Origin of the sequence: Nostoc sp. (assembly GCF_036917315.1) — a bacterium.
Taxonomy (GTDB): Bacteria; Cyanobacteriota; Cyanobacteriia; order Cyanobacteriales; family Nostocaceae; genus Nostoc.
This window is the reverse complement of sequence record NZ_JBALDR010000002.1, coordinates 1-18,396: the sequence shown is the minus strand read 5'-3', so window position 1 is coordinate 18,396 and position 18,396 is coordinate 1. Positions and strand designations below refer to the sequence as shown.

The window sequence follows — 18,396 nt, the reverse complement described above, 5'->3', positions numbered from 1 at the left end:
AGAAATATTACGCGTTTACCAATTAGATAATAAATCAAGAAAGAATAACCTCAACTACTCTTCTGTGCCTAGCGCCATCGAATATGCCAGCATTAATGGAGCGCAGAATCTTGCCGAATTTAATTCGCTAAGAATTAATGAGATGCTGTACTTAACCGTTCAAGTTGGGCTTCAATGGCTGCCAAAAGTTGGTGTTGCTGCCAATCTTGGCTAAGATGGGCGGCTATGCAAGCGGCTCCAGCACCCATGCCTTCTTTGACAAAGCCTTGCTCATAAGCTCTCAGTTGGGGATAACGAGAATCAGCAAAGCTCAGATGAGTTGCTAATAGAGGAGGAGTTCCTCCACTCGGAGTTAAGCTGGCTTTTTCTAAATTGAGAGCTAAGTCAACTGTAGCGCCAGTAGGATCTTCAGCCACCCAGCGGGTTGTGCCTACAACTACTGCTTCTGGTTGCCATGATAAGGCGTAAGCTTGAGCGATCGCACTCATCAGCGCATAAACCGCCAGCATTTGCGTCCCTCCAGCCAGCATTACACCACAATTACGACTAGCAGCGATCGCCATCCCAGCTACCACCACTTGCATCGGATCGCCCACGGCGGCTACGAGTTGTAGCGGATCTACAGAATTTTGGATTTTAGATACTTCTCTACGAGAGGCTGCGCCAACGACTTCGCTCAGTACAAGTTTTGGATTCTGGATTTGAGATTGGAAGTTTAGCTCCCCCTGCTCCCCCTGCCTCCCCTGCTCCCTGCTCTCCCTTATCTTCTCCAGTCCAGCTTGCACTAGTGCCCACTTTTGCGCGTGGTTACAAACAGGGTGGCTACTGTTAACTTTTCCGGCAGCATCTATACCCAAACCAGTTAAGATTGCTAGGGCAGTTGTAGTACCTCCGACGACGCACTCACCGACAATCAGATACCCCTGTTGAATATTGGCTGCTAGGCGTTCTCCCCAAAGTAGCCCTTGTTCAAACAAGTGGTGTACTGTTGTAATTTCCATTGCTGCACCTCCACTTAAACACTGAGCAGGAGCGCCACCCAAATCAATTACTGGTACAGCAGGAGCTTGGGGTAAACCAGCATTAAATAAATGAATTGGTATCTTTAGTGACTCAAATACAGCGCGAGAAATCAGCACAGGTGAAGCCCCAGCCGCCAATGGAGGTAGGGGATATTGGGCTTTATGTTCTGGCCCGTAATACAAAAACTCAGCATCGGCACAAGCTGTATATTTCCGATCCTCTGGAGTGCGACCAGCGGCTGAAATCCCTGGAATTAAGCCAGTTTCAGTAAATCCTAAAACACAAGCAAATACTGGTAAACAACCACGATACCTTCGCAGCCATTGTTCACCCTGTTCTTTTTGAGTATAAATACTAATTTGGGAATTAGGCATGGAACATTGGTTATTAGTTAGGACTGATCGTTTAACCAATGACAAATGATAAATGACAAATAACTATCCTTCATAATCCATGAGAACTTGTACCCAGTGTGGTGGGCGGGGGATCGGGTTGCCCAGACGGTCAAAAAGCAACCATGCTGCCAGGTGTACCACAAAAAGGTAGATAAAGTTGTTGAGTAAAATTAAAGCGATCGCTCCCACTTGAATCAAAAATACACTGGGACTCGCCAACAAACTCAAGTTAAAAAATACCCACTCAATGAACTCAGTCACCTGGGTAATCACATAAATCCATAGGTCTTCACCCGACAAAACAGACAGCAACCACAGCCTAAAAAAGACTCCTAAAGTACCCAATAGCGTACCCAAGGTAATAGAAACAATCCAGGGAAGACGACGACGACACCACGTAGCGCCCAAAAGAACGCCCATGAACCCGTAGGGCATGACAAACAGCAAACTGCGGGCTGGCCCCATCAATACCGTCAGCAGTAACCCAGAGGTGAGTGCTGCCATCCATGCCGCACGTTTGCCCCAACGCAGATAGACTAGAGCGATCGGCACTGGAAAAAATATCCGCAAAACTGGGCCCAAAGGAAAGTAAAAATTAATAAACCAAATTAAGCTAGCTGTACTGGCTAAAAATGCCGTTTCCACCATCCTTAAGGGCGCATCAGCTTTGATTTGAGGAGGCATTAACTGCTGTTCTTTATCTAACCAATGATTCTGAGGAGTTGGAGATTCAGGGGATGGATCTTCCTCCGGTTCATCTGGGAGAGAATCTAAAATACTCATATCTGACAAGTTTTTAAACGATCATTCTTTCTAAGGCTGACAAATCGGGAATACAAATAGTGTCTTGATCCCGTTTAATCAAGCCTTTTTTTTCTAGCCTTGTCAATACTCGTGTCACCGTTTCCCGCGCCAGTCCGCTCAAACTACTCAATTCCCGATGAGGTAAATTGGGGATTTCGGTTCCAGTTTGCCCTTTTTTTCCTTGTCCTTCTGCCAAAAATAACAACGTATCTGCTACCCTTGACTGGCTATCAGATTCCCGCAACCGCAATCGGCGATTGACTTGCCGCAAACGTCGTGCCATGAGTTGCGCCAATCGAACTCCCGCCAAGGGTTCTATCTGAAGTAATTTGACAAAATCCTGAGCAGGCATACTACCAATTACCGTTGGGGCCAAGGTAATTACATCTGTGGATCGAGGTGCTTCATCTAGCGCCGCCATTTCACCAAACAATTCACCTTTGCCAATAATATTCAGCGTTACCTCTTTTCCTTCCAGATTGTAGGTGCGAATTTTTACCCATCCGTCCATAATAAAATACACAGAACCACCCCAGTCATTTTCCAGTAGAATCACCTGATTGGCTGGGTGAGTGCGCGTAACAAGATGGGTGAGGGCTGATTCCACAGCAGTTTCTGGCAACCCTTGAAAAAAGGGAGCGGAGGCGATCATCCAGGAATTAGCCTGTGCTTGCAAGCTATATCGATCTTCCATTACGACATTTTTAATTCAAGCTGCTATGTACACACAAAAAACAGGAGTGCCATTTGTAGCCTAAGCTATCATTGCACAGCTCCCTTTCAAAGAAAAAACTAAACTATGCTACACAAGAAAGCGACAAGAAGTTTTTCTAAATAATCTTTACCTATAAGTTTAAACGGGGTAAAAGTTTTGCAAAAAGTAGTTTATAGCCTGCGGTTGTATTGCTTAGGGGCTAGCTGTACTGCAAACTTGATTAGTTATGAATATAGGCAAACAACATTAATGATACTAAAGGGAGTAAATTATTGCTCAGGTATTTTAGCGATTTTAAAAAATAGGCGACCAATGATATGCAAAATTAAGCTTTTCGAGCAAAGGCTGTCTGAAGAGGACAAGGAGAGGGGGAGACCAGGAGACAAGGGGATGGGGGGACAAAGAGAAACTTTTTTCCTTGTTTTCTTGGATGATTGAAGATTGCCACGACTCCCAGTAATCCATAACATAATGACAGTCACAAGTCCAAGCAGCGGCTCTTGCCACTCAAAACTTCTTCTATGGTGACACTGCGCGTAGCAAGATCCCCATAGCCCGGATTTCTCACGCATAGTGTAGGCAAAGGGGGAAGAGGAGTGTGGGGAGTGTGGGGGGTAAGACTTCTTCCCCATCCTCCCACACCTCCCACACCCCTTGGATTTCTCACAAGTGAGAAATCCAGGCATAGGGGTACGGTGATTGTAAAGTAATTGTTCACATGATTTGACATAGATTTATATATAAGGTAGAAAAGTGACTTTTAGTACAGATGAAATTCAAAAGCTGATCGCAGACATTGACAACTTACTTGCCAGGGGTGGCAAGCGCCTGTCTAGGTTTCTGTCTGGTCAGGCACAAGAGCCTAAAGAAGTTTTAGAGCGAATTCGCGACTTCTTGGTGAGGTTACAAGAAAAAGAAGCATTAGAGAGGGGCATCCCAAATCAGTCTTCTGAAGAACCGCAAGCGCCTTTGTTAACAAAATTTATCGATCGCGATCGTAACCAGTATCCACTACCGCAGCCCGAACTCAGTCAGGAACCGAGTACTGTTGGCGCAGGACAATTAAATAATGAATTTTCGAGATTGATTCAGCCGTTGCGATCGGAATTAGAATTGCTTTTGCAAGAGCGAGCCACTCTTATACAAGAAAATCGGCAACTAGAGCAAAAGCGATTGCAAAACTACTCCTTAGCGCAGCAGTTAACAAACCAGGAGCAAATGATTACCGAGTTTTTACAGGTACTCATGAGCCGCCTTGTGCCAACTTTAACACCACTGATTGGACAGACGAGGGAAAATTCCGCCAGTTCTTCTGGAGGAATTAATTACGCAACCTCTGCAACTCAATCTTTATTAGAATCCTCTGATGATGTGGAGCGCTTAACGCAGCTAGCTAGGGAGTTGGATCAACGCCTATTATCACTAGATGGGACGGTGAATGTAGTCTTTGAAGCACTACAACGCAATATTAATACTTATTACGAATCCCTGTCCCAAGCACTGGTAAGAATGCATAGCAAAGGGATGCAAGGCGAACAGCTGATGGCCAGCTTTGTCAACAATTTGACCCAGCATTTGCAACAAGAATCCCCTAGTTTGCAGTCATCTTTGCTGGGAGAAGAATCTGAGACACTACCATCATTGACTGAACCAACCGAGATTGCTGCTGGAGTTGCGCCCCAATCCTTGGAGCTTATACAGCCAGAAACTTCATCTCCACTCGCAATTGAGCAACAGGAAACTACCCTCACAGAGGATCTAGATGCAGTGCTGTTGCAGCTTGGTGTAGACTCATCTGAATATTCTCAAACCCCGACCGAATTACCGGAAGATATTTCTGCGGCAATTGGTGATGAAGTAGACCAACTTTACGCCAGTTTGTTTGATGCTGGTGATGTTAATAATCCCAGCCTCAATGTTCCCATCAATGACTTATCTGCTTCTACAGCCTCTCCATCACCGTTGAACATCGCCCAGACCCCGCCTGTCTCTCCAACCGTGGATTCTGCGGTTGTGACTCCAGATATGGGTCTTTCTACTCAAGAGACTTTAGGCGAAACTACAGATTCATCAGAGCCACAGGAAGAACTATTTTTTGAAGAGAATAATGCCCTAGATTCACCTCTTAGCTTCTCTACTCCACAAATAGACAGTTTGCCACAAATCGGCACTCAGCCAGCTAGCGTTGATACAATTAATACCCTAACTGAGTTATTACCTGATGCCAATAGTGAACTGCAATTCTTAGAAGTCTCATCTTCTGTGGATAATGCCACAACTACAGCAACTGACCTATTGCCTGATACACATAGCGAACTGCAATTACTGGAAGTATCATCTTTTGTGGATGATGCCACAACCACATCACCAGTGACTCCAGAAGTAGCAGAAATTGCGTTGGTAGAGCCTACTGTTCCCGAAGCGTCTGTCTACGACACGCTGCCCGAACGCAGCGAAGATATCGCCACATCGGAAGTATTAATTAATAGCGATCGCTCCGAACTGTCTTCAGATAACTACATTGCTGCTTCACCCCAAGAAAACTTACTTTCTATTGAGTCAAACCAGTCTCCAGTCATACCAGATATTTCTTTAGATGAAGAACAGTTGCAGCAATTAGATCGGGATTTGGCTAATTTCGATCGGCAGCTAAATTCTGAGTCGCCGCCAGATAACAACTTGAGTGTTTTCTCGGAATTACTTGATAACATTCAAGACACAATTCCCACAACTTCCCCTGAAAATCCCCAAATAGCAGAGAATACATCAGCTGCTGCTTTCTCCAGTTTGGCAGTTCCCCAGGTAGAAACTGAAAAAAAAAAGGAAGTCACAACTCCTGTTCCAGAAAGTTCTTTGCCTCCAATTGCTCACTCCATAAATAATCCAGAAGTTTCGTCCAATATTCTAGAATCAGTCTGGTATTTAGGAATTGATTTAGGTACAACAGGAATTTCCGCCGCATTGTTAAATCGCTCGACTTTTGTTGTACATCCTATCTACTGGTCAGCAGAAAATCCGCCGGGAACAAGTTCCTTTCAGCAATCGTTTCGTTTACCAACAGAGGTTTATCTGCCTACAGCTTCTGTACCCCACGGTGAAAACGAAACTATCGAAGCACATGAGCAGACAGCACCTGCGGCCGTTGCCCAAGATAAAGCGCCCGATCGCTCGGCTACTACTCCTGCAACACCAAGATCGACAGCAGATCCGACGAAAAATAATCTCTACTCGGCGCAGTTAAAGCCCTATCTACAAGTAGCCATTCCCTACAAGAGCGAACGACAGAAATGGGAACCTGTTTTGCAATTAAATGAATTTTCGGCAGGGCCTTTAATTTGGGTTGTGCGATCGCTCTCTAAGTTACTATTAACCCTCAAATCCGAAAAAACAAGTACCACCCCTAGTTTAATGGCTGCCGCTGTTGGGATCGGCGAACAAGATTTTCCCCAGATTATCAATAATATTGCTGGTGTAATTTGTACCTGTCCATCTAGCTGGTCGGAACAATACCGCTTTAACGTGCGGGAAGCTTTACTCACTAGCAAACTCATTCAACATCCGCAGCAAGTCTTTTTTGTCGAAGAAGCGATCGCTAGTCTACTCCCAGAACTTGATGCTGTTAACGGTGAGCAAGTAAAACTAAGCGATGCTCAAGGTTCTCATCCGCTAAAAACCAGCGAACATACCATTGTTGGCAATACCCTTGTGATTAACATTGGGACAACTGCCACAGAAATGTTACTGGTGAATATACCAGAAACTTTGCAGCAACTGACATACAGTGATTTCATGCTCCACAGTTTTGCTTATGCTGGCAAGGGAATTGAACAAGATATAATTTGCCAACTGCTATTGCCACCGAAATCTCGGCAATCACGCCTAGAAACACCAAGCAATAGCAAAACTTCTACGAGTAATCCTTGGCAATGGCAACCGTCAATTCCCGGTTTAGACCAAATGCGTTGGCAGACTTTAGGGTTGGAAGAATTAGAACTACCTAGAGTCGGAGAACCAGATATCACCGCTCGCATTCGTCTCCAGCAGCGTCTAGAAAGTTCTCTACTGGGACAGGCGGTATTAGATGCGGCATTAGCCCTAAAACTGATTTTGCAACACCAGGACTCTTTTACCCTGGAATTAGCCGATCAGCGGTGGGTTTTGCAGCGACGAGACTTAGAAAGCCAGGTATTTATTCCCTTTGTCCGCCGCCTGAACCGAGAACTCAACAAGTTATTGGTAGCTCGTGGCATCCCAACAGAAGCCATTAATCAAGCTATCCTGACTGGTGGAGTGGCTTGTATCGGGACGGTGAATCGCTGGTTACGGCAAAAACTCCCCAGCACTAAAATTATTCAAGATTTATATCTCGGCGAGAACGGCGCTCCCAATTGCAGTCGGGTTGCTTATGGTTTGGCAATGCTGCCTTTGCATCCCCAGATTTTAGATATACCCAGGCAACAATACACTGATTATTTCTTATTTACAGAATTGTTGCGACTGCTACCAGACCGTCCTTTATCTTTCGGTGAAGTTATCCAGTTATTTGAGGGTCGTGGGATCAATACTCGCATTTGTCAGCAAAGGCTGCTGGCTTTTTTGGAAGGTGAACTGCCTTCCGGTTTGATACCTTCAGTCACAGAATCAACCTGGCTTACCCAGAGTTCGCAAGAAAATCCTGACTATCAGGCGATCGCCACAGCACCACTTTTTGAAAAACAAGGAAGTCTCACTTATCGCCCCAATTCTCAACAATTGTTATCTTTACGTCGCTATTTAGATGCAATTAAGGCTAGTAATCAGCAATCACTAGAGGAACCATATACGGTGAATTTTGCCTTAGAGGTCGATCGTTGAGACTAGTACCGCAAGGCGGAATTAAAAATTAAAAATTAAAAATTAAAAATGAATACAGCATAAGGGTTTCGTTGATTTGGAATGATTGGTTTATTTCCGCCGTGTTGTACTAGTAGATCGCGTTAGAAATAAGAATACTACTCAAAATTCCAAATGCTCATAACATAAGCATTTGGAATTTTGCGAATTACTACTAGTACTTCAACACAGTAATTTTTGGGATATGTACGATAGTAGTATCTTTTTATTAGTTTTTATTAGATGGATAAAATACCGTAATTTTACAATCTATCACTTGAATTGAAAGATTCTGTAAATTTTTGGTTTTTGGTTTTTATATCGGCTAAAATTTGTGTATATTAACACTCGGTAGTAACGACAACAGTAGTAAAAATCGCCTAACAATCATGTCTATGTCTACACTACTAATGTAGAAATTCCTGTTATAAAACTAAGTTAGCCCTTGTGAATAATCTTTCTCTTTATTCAGTTAATTGTTTGCAACAGCCTTCACACCCGTCAACGTTAAGCGTGAGAAAACGATTAATTGACATTGTTGGAGCCATTGTGGGGCTGATTGTTACATTTATGATAGCAATTCCCGTAGCAATTGCTACCTTTATTCATGAGCCAAGTCCAATATTTTATTCCCAAATTCGCTGTGGTTTAAACGGAAAAACTTTCCGCATCTGGAAATTCCGCTCCATGATAGTCGATGCTGATAAACTCAAGCATTTGGTTGAGAACCAAGCCAAAGGTCACATTTTTAAATCTGTTGACGATCCTCGCATTACTCCTGTTGGTAAATTTTTGCGGCGTACTAGCTTGGATGAATTCCCTCAATTTTGGAATGTTCTGATCGGAGACATGAGTTTAGTTGGTACTCGTCCACCTACTCCTGATGAAGTCAGTAATTACGATCCACACCACTGGGATAGATTGCGAGTCAAACCAGGCATTACCGGAGAATGGCAAGCTAATGGGCGTTCCAGTATTACAGACTTTGAAACCATTGTCAAAATGGATATGGATTATCAACGCAAGTGGTCCGTAACTTATGACCTGAGTCTGATTATTAAAACTATCTGGGTGGTATTTAAAAAGACTGGTGCTTATTAGACCTATTGCACGAATGCAAAACTAGCCCACCCTGCGGGAAGCAAGCTACATCCCCCAGCCCCTTCTCCCAAAATTGGGAGACAATTTCAAAATCCCTCTCCCAAGCTTGGGAGAGGGATTTAGGGTGAAAGCTCATTGATTCATGCAAGAAATCTATTGAATTGGGCCTCAACCCTTGACGCCGCTACCTGTTTCTGTAGGTACAATGTAACGTTGTAAAAATAAAAATAGTAATAATACTGGGGCGATCGCAATTACGGAGCCAGCCGCTACCAAGCGCCAGTCAAGGGAAAATGTACCTGCTAGCTTGGCAACTCCTAAAGGAAGAGTGTATAAATTTTCGTCTTGGATGACAATTAAAGGCCACAAAAAGTCACTCCAAGCACCAATGAATACGAAAATAGCTAAAGTTACCAGTGCTGGGCGAACTGCTGGTAACATAATATGCCACCATAATCCTAATTCTGAACTGCCATCCATCCGAGCGGCTTCTTCTATTTCTTTGGGGACGCTCATGAAAGCTTGGCGCAACAGAAAAATGCCAAAGGCAGAAGCTAAACTCGGAAAAATCATCCCTAAATAAGTATTTCTCAAACCCATCTGGACTGTCAAAATATAGAGGGGAATCATCACGATTTGGAAGGGAATCATAATCGTAGAGACGATTGCTACAAAAATCCAGTCTCGCCCGACAAACGATAATCTTGCCAACGGATAAGCAGCCAAGGCGCAAAACAGCAGATTTAAGCCTACAGTCAGTACTGATACCAAGGTACTGTTATACAGGTATTGTCCAAAAGGTAGAGAGTTCCACACACTAGAGAAGTTATTTAGTGTCGGTTGACTCGGTAGCAACTGGGGCGGCGACTGAAAAATATTTTCCGTAGGCGATTTCAAGGCTGTACTAATTAGCCATAGTAAAGGAAAGAGCATCAACAGTGCGATCGCTCCCAATAGCGCATACATTAGCAGAATCTGCGATCGTGATTTTTTCCAGTTCAGCATTTGATTAATAAGATAAATTGTCTTTTATTGAAAATAAAATAATGATCTGTTCAAATTAAAAAGTATTAACTGTTAAAGTTTCAGCAGTGAGACATACTGAATTGAGTCAGACATAGCTTTACTTAAGAATTTGATTAATTTTATCCTAACCTATCATCAAAAGTTTGGTTAAAGCAATTAACCTAATTCTGTTATTTAATTTATTTACATATTAATATCATTAAGTCTCTTCACTTTTTGAATTCCCTAATCCTTCTAAAAAATCACATAACTCGTTGTTTATTTTTGCGTCACGTTCTTTTACATCACTCCATGTTTGACTATTGTGAATGATATCTTGTGCTTCAATAAGAGAAAGACCAAAAGCCTTTTTTAAAATTCCAATTGATTCGGCTTTTGAATAATTACTCAATCTTAAAAACTTAATGACAGATTCTTGATCTGCGGATTCAGTCAACATATTCTTCAGTTTTTCAGTTAATTCATTATCTTTATTCATAGTTTGTACCCAATTCAGAAAAGGCATTATGTTGCACAAATTAAATATTTATCATATTCTTAAGCCATTATTCTCATAAAAACCATCTATAGCAGTCTTAAAATCACGTGAGTTCGATGAACCTCTCCCTCCCAGCCTCCCTCTCCGAAACGGAAAGGGAGGAGCAAGGAAAAATTAAGCTTTTTGCTCCCCTCTCCGCGTCGGAGAGGGGCTGGGGGAGAGGTCAAATAAGACTTGTCGAACTCACGTTAAAATCATTCCTTAAAAACAAGATTCCTGGCTTATTTAAAAAGTCGGGAATCTTGGTATTTCAATTTTTACTAATCCCATACAATTAGTATAAAGTCAGCTTCTGTCCGCACAACTTTCAACGGTTATTCTTGCAGTTTGAAGCAAATTCATCGTAGCTAATCTTCAACTGCAATATAAGGTTGTGGTTCCCGCGAACGTTGGGCAATTTGTTCTCGCCGATACTTTGCAAGTTCGCTGTAAAGCCTCTTGCGAGATAGATTCACACTGCCAACAGGCTCATGCTCTAGTAGTGTATGCCAAGGGGAAAACAATATACCCTCATCTAAGCGTTTGCGTTCTTCAAAGTCAAATTTCTGACTGGGAATGCGGACAGTTGCAACTTTAATAAACGGTGAATCTGCTTCTTGCCATTCCTGAACGTGGTCTTCAATCGGCGTTTTTTCATCATCTACATAAAACTGAATTAGGAAGTCAAAAGAAGCTTCTCTACCTTCTTCCGTTAAATATTTGACCAGCGTTTCTCGGAGGTAATTTTCTGATTCTGGAAGTGTTTCTGGTGGTTGTTCGGGTTGTTGAGATTTTACAGATAATTTTACAATGCGACTACCAAACTTAAACGGAGCCATACTCCAATATTGAATCAAAAGTGGATTTCCTACCTTGTGGCTGCCAATTTTTTGCAAGATAGCAAAGGCGTAACCAAGTTCTTCTAGCCGTTCTGCGGAAAGTTGTCCACTACCTGCTCTGGAAAGATCGGCGTAATCTCGAACGTCTTTGGTCAAGAAAATAGGATAATTGTTGAGTATAAAATCTTGAGTTTTTTCTTCATCATCCAGCACTTTTTGCCCGTCCACATTCATCACCTTAATGGCAATACCGCGAACATCAGGCTGGCTATCGGAGTGGAATTTACCACGTTTTTCAGGCGAACCACCACTAGAGAAACGAATCCACACAGGATAGGTTTGGGGCGTTTTGAACAAACCTACTTTCAGGTCTTCAGCAAGATTTGGTTCAATAATAAACTCTCCCGAAAGGAGTCCATGACTTTTGCTATGAATTTGGCGGAGGTCTGGGCCTGTTTTTTGTTGAGCTTGGAGGCTACCTGCGATAATATCGTCGATTATTGCTTCCTGCTCAGTGGTAGATGATGTTGGGTTAGTCATAAAACATTTTATGAGATGTCTTCATTATCCTGAACGCTTCAACCTTTTCGAGTCAATCCGGTTTCCGTACAAATATGTTGTAATGGTTTATCCCAAGGTTCAATAGGTATTTGGGACAAATAGGCAAAATCAAAGACAATTCCGATAGTCGGCTTTGTCTGCCACTGCGGTAAACTGAGCAAGCGATCGTAATATCCACCGCCATAACCCAAACGATATCCTTGATAGTCGCAAGCTACACTGGGTACAAGAATCAAATCTACTTCCGCAGCATCTAAGATTGGAGCGTCAGGGTGTGGTTCAATAATGCCATAAGCGCCGCTTTGGATAGAATCGTTAGGTGTCCAAATATGCCAAGACAGGGATTTATTAACGCAGCGAGAAAATCCCCAACGGTATTTGGTGTTGGCAAATAGGGGACTAAGGTCAGGTTCTTGGCGAAAGCTGAAATAAGCGAGTATCGTTTTTGCTTGGGTAAAGAAAGTAGAGTTTTGTAAATGAGAGCTAATGCGATCGCTTTTTTCTCTCCATTCTCCAACGGACATTGATTGACGTGTTTTGAGTAGAGTCCGGCGCAGTTCTACTTTATTTAGTTGATGATTAACTTTGTCCATAAAAATAGTCAAAAAAATAAGCTGGGTATCACCCAGCTTCTATCACTCTACATTCACCTGAACATTGTTATGCAGCGTGTTGACGATACCACTCAATGGTATTCTTTAGCCCTTCTTCAAAGCTTACTTGAGCTGTGAAATTAAAGGCTTGCTTTGCCCGTTCAGTATCTAAACAGCGGCGGGGTTGACCATTAGGCTTATCAGTTTGCCACACAATTTCCCCCTTAAACTCCATCAATTCGCAGATTAGAGTTACTAAATCAAGAATGGAGATTTCATAACCAGTTCCCAAGTTAACTGGTTCCGATTCGTTATAGAATTGGGTCCCCATCACAATCCCCCGCGCTGCATCTTCTGAATACAGAAACTCACGCGTGGGACTGCCATCACCCCAAACTGCAAGTTGCTTTTCTGCATTAATTTGGGCTTCGTGAACTTTGCGAACTAATGCTGGAATGACGTGAGAACTTCCAGGGTCGAAGTTATCTTCTGGCCCATATAAATTTACTGGCAGTAGGTAAATCCCATTAAAACCGTACTGCTGACGGTAAGATTGCAATTGAACTAAAAGTGCTTTTTTTGCAATTCCGTAAGGGGCATTAGTTTCCTCTGGGTAGCCATTCCAAAGATCGTCTTCTTTGAATGGCACTGGAGTGAATTTGGGATAGGCGCAGATTGTGCCAACACAAACAAATTTTTCTACTCCCGCTTGGTAAGCAGCATGAATGAGCTGGGTTCCCATGATCAAGTTATCGTAGAACAACTCTGCGGGTTTTTCGCGGTTCAAACCAATGCCACCGACATGAGCTGCTAGATGTATGATTATGTCTTGCTGGTCAACTGCAAATTGGCTATTTTCCCAGACACGCAAATCGCGATCGCGCGATCGTGGTATTGTAATTTTCTCGCGATCGGCTCCTGCTTTACACAGTTGATCTATCACCTGACGGCCTAGAAACCCCGACCCACCAGTGACTAGAATGCGTTTATTTTTTAGTTCTAAGGCGGTCATATTTTATCCTCTGTGATGCCGAATCAGAAGTGCAAAGCGCCCAGTGTTTGACGAATAGTCGCAATGTCATCTGGAAATTGCGAACCTTTTCCATTGGGTGAAGTATGACCCAATGCTTGTAAGTCTGCTTCTACCATTAGGGAAACTAGTTCTTCAAAGGTTACTGATGGTGTCCAGCCCAAGTTCTGCCGTGCTTTGGTAGAATCGCCAATCAACAACTCTACCTCAGATGGACGCAGGTAACGCTCATCAAACTCTACATAATCTTGCCAATTAAGATTCACATAACTAAATGCCAGTTCTAAAAACTCGCGCACCGAGTGGGTTTCACCAGTAGAAATTACATAATCGTCTGGCTGATCTTTCTGCAACATCAACCACATTGCTTTGACGTAATCCTTTGCATAGCCCCAATCTCGCTTGGCATCTAGATTACCCATGTAAATCTTTTTCTGCTTACCAGCAACAATACCAGCCACGGCTCTAGTAATTTTGCGGGTTACAAAGGTTTCACCCCGTCGTGGTGACTCGTGGTTAAAAAGTATACCGTTGCAAGCAAATAAATTATAAGATTCACGATAATTTACAGTTTGCCAGTGAGCGTAAACTTTCGCACAGGCATAGGGACTGCGGGGATAAAAGGGCGTTGTCTCAGTTTGAGGTATTGCTTGTACTAAACCGTACATTTCTGAAGAACCCGCCTGGTAAAATCGCACCTGAATTCCGGTACGATGCTGGTAGTCTCGAATTGCTTCCAACAGACGCAATGTCCCCATTCCTACTGCATCTACTGTGTATTCTGGTGAATCAAAGCTGACTCTGACGTGGGATTGAGCGCCGAGGTTGTAAATTTCTACTGGCTTTACTTCTTCTAAAATACGCCGTAACGTTGTACCATCCGTCAAGTCGCCGTAGTGAAGAAACAACCGTACTCCCTCTTTGTGGGGGTCTTCGTAAATGTGGTCGATACGGTCTGTGTTGAAGGTAGAAGTCCGGCGAATGATGCCATGAACTTCATAACCTTGTTCCAACAAAAACTCACTTAGATATGAACCATCTTGTCCAGTAATACCAGTAATCAACGCTCGCTTCTGTTGCGTCATACTCAATTATCCCTTATTGTCTTTGATTAAAAATTTACAGCCAATCTGATACAACCTAGCAATTAATTGCTGAATTGCCTAATGGGAAACCTACGAGTTATTGTGGTTATGAGACTTTTTCCGTAAATAAATATACTTAACAAAAAGTAATCTAGCACGTAAGTCCAACATTAGATAGCTCAAGATTATTTAATTATGTATATTTTCTTCTACCAGATAGATCGAAATTATTTTTATGTATATTGTTCTTTGTCAAAACTTCATATATCTCTAGTTTTATGAAGACTTAATAAAATAGCCATTTTAAATTAGACTTCTGGCAAAAGTGCCAAAGATCCACACTTACAGAAGTCTGAATATAAGTAGAAAAAGTAGAAAAGCACAAATTATAGAAACAAAAATGAGCAATCCTTTAGCTTGAGGGGAGAATTGTACTTAGGGGCATTAACTGCCCCACAGAATCCACCCTAAGTAATTACTCAGTATGCACCGTTATTCTTGGTTAGAATTACCACATCAACAGTTTTCAATATGATCCATAAATCAAGCCAGAAATTCCTAAATTTGACATAATGCAGGTCTATTTGGACTCTCCGAGGATAGGGAATGTCATTACGCCCAGATACCTGCCACAAACCAGTAATTCCTGGACGGATTGTTAAAATCTCGTCAATGTGACAACCGTATTTTGGCAGTTCTTCTGCTACCAAGGGTCGGGGGCCGACTACACTCATGTCCCCTTTTAAAACGTTCCAGAACTGGGGAAATTCGTCTAAGCTAGTAATTCGCAAAAATCGACCAATTTTGGTAATCCGGGGGTCTTGTTTCAGCTTAAAACTGCTCTCAAATTCTTGCCGCAATTCGGGCGATGTTTCCATCATTTGCATGAGGATTTCGTCCGCATTGCTTACCATTGTTCGGAATTTAATACAATTAAACGCTTTGTAATTTTTTCCTACCCGTTCCTGGACATAGAAAATTGGTCCTTCTGAGCTAAAGGCAATCAGCAAGGTCAAAATTAAGTAGACAGGGAAGAACAAAATTAATACCGACAGCGAAAACACTATATCGAACAGTCGTTTGGCTAACTCTCCGTTTAAACCCTGAAAAGATAAACCTTTGGGCTTAACTTTTGGCGTCTTTGTTTTTTGACCGCGTTTTAAGAAACGCGTAGACGCTCTAGTCTCTTGCCTGACGCCTCGCTTGCCGGAGAGGAGTGAGCTCTGGGCAGTCATCATACTCCTTAATAATCCACACCACACATAGTCCCAATATTAAAGCCAAAATGAGATGCTTCTGGGGGAAATTGCCAAAAGCATAAAAAAATAAGACGTTAATCAAGACCATCATTCCGAAAACGGTCTTTTTCGTTGCACTTGTTTACAAAATTTAGATAACGATCTGCAAAGATTTGCGGTGAAAACTGCGCGGCGTGCGATCGCATATACTCGGAATTGAACGAACCCTCATACATTTCAAACTTTTCTACTGCCTCCACCAAAGCCGCCTCTGTTTGCGTCTTGAAAAATATACCTGTCCCTGTATCCGCGCCAAAGCGGATATCTCGCACTGTTTCTAAAGCACCCCCTGCACCGTAGGCAATTACTGGTGTGCCGCAAGCCTGTGCTTCGACTAGGGCAATCCCAAAATCTTCACAAGCTGCATACACAAACGCCTTAGCCTTAGACATATATTTTTTTACCACATTATCGGGTTGCCAACCGAGTATTTGGATATTTGAGTTTGCCATCTCGCTAATCTTATTCATTTCATCTCCTGTACCAATGACTACTAATGGTCGTTTTAGTTGATTAAAAGCCTTGACAATCAACGATATTTGCTTGTAACTGACTAACCGAGAAACTGTCAGATAAAAGTCCTCTTTCTCAGACAGAAACGGAAATTCCGCAATATTCACTGGTGGGTAAATGACTGTTGCTTCTCGCCGATAGCAACGCCAAATCCGCCGAGCTGTATGCTGCGAGTTGGCAATGAAGTAATCAACGCGATTGGCACTCAATACATCCCACTGGCGCAAACGATGTAATAAATATCGCGTCACCCATCCAGGTAAACCACTACCCAGTTTGTTGTGGCGCAGATAATCAAAGGTCAAGTCCCAGGCATAGCGCATAGGGCTGTGACAGTAGCAAATATGCATCTGTTCGGGAGTGGTAAGGATTCCTTTGGCAACAGCATGGGATGAAGACAGAATTACATCATAATGCCGCAAATCAAGTTGTTCAATTGCCAAGGGCCACAAGGGCAAGTATTTTTGTATACCGTTGCGGGCATAGGGAAAGTTCTGGAGAAACGTCTTGCCAATTTGACGCTTATATAAATAACTTTCTCTATTGCTGGATTCAAAATCTATGAGGGCATACAAATCAGCATCAATGTGATTCAGAATTTCTCGTACAACGAGTTCTGAACCACCGGTGGCTTTGGGGGTTAGCCACTCATGAACCAGAGCATATTTCAAGGGCACAGCTAACTTGAATAAGTGGAAAATACAAAGGCTAACTTGATGACGTTAACTGAAAAGTTTCCCCTTGTGATTAATTAATGGGAAGCGCCCCAGATTAGCACATAAGACGGAATCTTTCCCTCAGAGGTTCCAGATGGATGCGGCAACCTGATAATCTCAGATTGGGATTAGGGATTGGGAATTGGGCATGAGGTATGTATGAGGCATGAGACATTGAGCATGAGGCATTGGGTATGGGTTATTCTCTTTGTCTCCCTAGTCCCCAATCCTTTGATGAAAACTGATATAGAAAGGGTGAATTTATGCGAATTCTGATTATGGGTGGTACTCGGTTCATTGGTGTCTATTTGACTCAACTACTAGTGGAACAAGGACACGAAATAGTGCTGTTCAATCGTGGGAATCGGCCAGCACCTTCTTTAGAGGGAGTAGGACAAATTATAGGCGATCGCACAGATGCAACTCAATTAAAGGCAAAGTTATCACAAGAAAACTTTGATGTCATTTTTGACAATAACGGGCGTGAACTTACTGATACTCAACCACTAGCAGAAATTTTTCAAGACCGAGTGCAACATTTTGTGTATATGAGTTCTGCGGGGGTGTATCTCAAATCTGACCAATTGCCCCACATAGAAGGCGATGCTGTAGATCCCAAAAGTCGCCATAAGGGTAAACATGAAACAGAAGCTTATCTGACTCAATTGCGATTACCCTTTACTTCTATTCGTCCTACTTATATCTACGGGCCTCGTAATTATAATGAGTTGGAAGGCTGGTTTTTTGACAGAATTGTGCGCGATCGCCCCATTCCCATCCCCGGAAATGGCTTGCATATCACCCAGCTAGGTCATGTAAAAGACTTGGCGCTGGCAATGACTCAGGTTTTGGGCAATAAACAAGCCATAGGACAGATTTATAATATCTCTGGCGATCGCTTTGTCACTTTTGATGGTTTAGCCCGTGCTAGCGCTGTAGCGGCTGGCAAATCACCCGATGCTGTCAAAATTGTCCACTACGACCCGAAAAAGTTTGATTTCGGCAAGCGCAAAGCATTTCCGATGCGGGTGCAGCATTTCTTTGCTTCGGTGAATAAAGCGCAAACAGAATTAAACTGGCATCCTGAATATGATTTGATTTCTGGTTTACAAGACTCTCTAGAAAATGACTATTTGGCTAATGCAAAAGATAAAGCTGATGTTGATTTTTCTGTAGATGAGGAGATTTTACAAGCGTTGTGAGCAGTAGCCAAGGCGAATAGAATGAGACTGTTGGCGAATTAAAAGAGGGTGAAACCAAACATCCCATAAAAATGGCAAAGGAATTATGATGAAGCAGAAGTAAAAA

Annotated in this window: 14 protein-coding genes; 3 read left to right on the top strand and 11 right to left on the bottom strand. The window is 42.7% G+C overall.

Annotation, left to right across the window (positions count from 1 at the left end; all coding sequences use genetic code 11):
- Nucleotides 1-134 precede the first annotated feature (134 nt).
- From V7K84_RS00600 to V7K84_RS00590, 3 genes are all read right to left on the bottom strand, one after another.
- The gene (locus V7K84_RS00600; protein ID WP_334835403.1) at nucleotides 135-1,397 is read right to left on the bottom strand and encodes a nicotinate-nucleotide--dimethylbenzimidazole phosphoribosyltransferase; all 1,263 of its coding nucleotides are present in this window, start codon (nucleotides 1,395-1,397) and stop codon (nucleotides 135-137) included.
- A gap of 63 nt (nucleotides 1,398-1,460) precedes the next feature.
- Nucleotides 1,461-2,201: a DUF2232 domain-containing protein gene (locus tag V7K84_RS00595; RefSeq protein ID WP_334835401.1), complete on the bottom strand. Its 741-nt coding sequence runs from the start codon at nucleotides 2,199-2,201 to the stop codon at nucleotides 1,461-1,463.
- Between the two features lie 13 nt (nucleotides 2,202-2,214).
- Entirely contained in the window at nucleotides 2,215-2,916 is a 702-nt protein-coding gene (locus tag V7K84_RS00590) for a Crp/Fnr family transcriptional regulator (RefSeq protein WP_094349203.1), read from the bottom strand.
- A gap of 774 nt (nucleotides 2,917-3,690) precedes the next feature.
- Between V7K84_RS00590 and V7K84_RS00585 the strand changes: the two genes are divergently transcribed.
- A complete protein-coding gene (locus V7K84_RS00585) occupies nucleotides 3,691-7,791 on the top strand; it encodes a hypothetical protein (protein ID WP_334835398.1) in 4,101 nt (1,366 codons plus the stop codon).
- A gap of 465 nt (nucleotides 7,792-8,256) precedes the next feature.
- The gene (locus V7K84_RS00580) at nucleotides 8,257-8,910 is read left to right on the top strand and encodes a sugar transferase (protein ID WP_334835396.1); all 654 of its coding nucleotides are present in this window, start codon (nucleotides 8,257-8,259) and stop codon (nucleotides 8,908-8,910) included.
- A 168-nt stretch (nucleotides 8,911-9,078) separates the two neighbouring features.
- On the opposite strand, the gene V7K84_RS00575 is transcribed toward V7K84_RS00580, so the two are convergent.
- From V7K84_RS00575 to V7K84_RS00540, 8 genes are all read right to left on the bottom strand, one after another.
- Complete coding sequence (locus tag V7K84_RS00575) at nucleotides 9,079-9,915, bottom strand: carbohydrate ABC transporter permease (protein ID WP_334716902.1); 837 nt, start codon at nucleotides 9,913-9,915, stop codon at nucleotides 9,079-9,081.
- Nucleotides 9,916-10,135: 220 nt separating this feature from the next.
- Nucleotides 10,136-10,414, bottom strand: coding sequence for a hypothetical protein (locus tag V7K84_RS00570; protein ID WP_334835394.1), 279 nt, complete (start codon nucleotides 10,412-10,414; stop codon nucleotides 10,136-10,138).
- Nucleotides 10,415-10,821: 407 nt separating this feature from the next.
- Entirely contained in the window at nucleotides 10,822-11,832 is a 1,011-nt protein-coding gene (locus V7K84_RS00565; protein ID WP_334835392.1) for a catalase family protein, read from the bottom strand.
- Nucleotides 11,833-11,870: 38 nt separating this feature from the next.
- Nucleotides 11,871-12,446 carry a 5-formyltetrahydrofolate cyclo-ligase gene (locus V7K84_RS00560; RefSeq protein ID WP_334835390.1) on the bottom strand — a complete coding sequence of 192 codons (576 nt, stop codon included), beginning with the start codon at nucleotides 12,444-12,446 and terminating at the stop codon, nucleotides 11,871-11,873.
- Between the two features lie 67 nt (nucleotides 12,447-12,513).
- A complete protein-coding gene (locus V7K84_RS00555) occupies nucleotides 12,514-13,458 on the bottom strand; it encodes a GDP-L-fucose synthase family protein (RefSeq protein ID WP_334835389.1) in 945 nt (314 codons plus the stop codon).
- A gap of 23 nt (nucleotides 13,459-13,481) precedes the next feature.
- Nucleotides 13,482-14,561, bottom strand: a complete 1,080-nt coding sequence (gene gmd, locus V7K84_RS00550) for a GDP-mannose 4,6-dehydratase (RefSeq protein WP_099099379.1) — start codon at nucleotides 14,559-14,561, stop codon at nucleotides 13,482-13,484.
- Nucleotides 14,562-15,040: 479 nt separating this feature from the next.
- A complete protein-coding gene (locus V7K84_RS00545; protein WP_334835954.1) occupies nucleotides 15,041-15,796 on the bottom strand; it encodes a sugar transferase in 756 nt (251 codons plus the stop codon).
- A 98-nt stretch (nucleotides 15,797-15,894) separates the two neighbouring features.
- Nucleotides 15,895-17,049 (bottom strand): glycosyltransferase, encoded by a 1,155-nt coding sequence (locus tag V7K84_RS00540; RefSeq protein ID WP_334835386.1) that lies wholly within the window; start codon nucleotides 17,047-17,049, stop codon nucleotides 15,895-15,897.
- 302 nt (nucleotides 17,050-17,351) lie between these two features.
- Between V7K84_RS00540 and V7K84_RS00535 the strand changes: the two genes are divergently transcribed.
- Nucleotides 17,352-18,290 carry an NAD-dependent epimerase/dehydratase family protein gene (locus tag V7K84_RS00535; RefSeq protein WP_334835384.1) on the top strand — a complete coding sequence of 313 codons (939 nt, stop codon included), beginning with the start codon at nucleotides 17,352-17,354 and terminating at the stop codon, nucleotides 18,288-18,290.
- The last annotated feature ends 106 nt before the right edge of the window (nucleotides 18,291-18,396 follow it).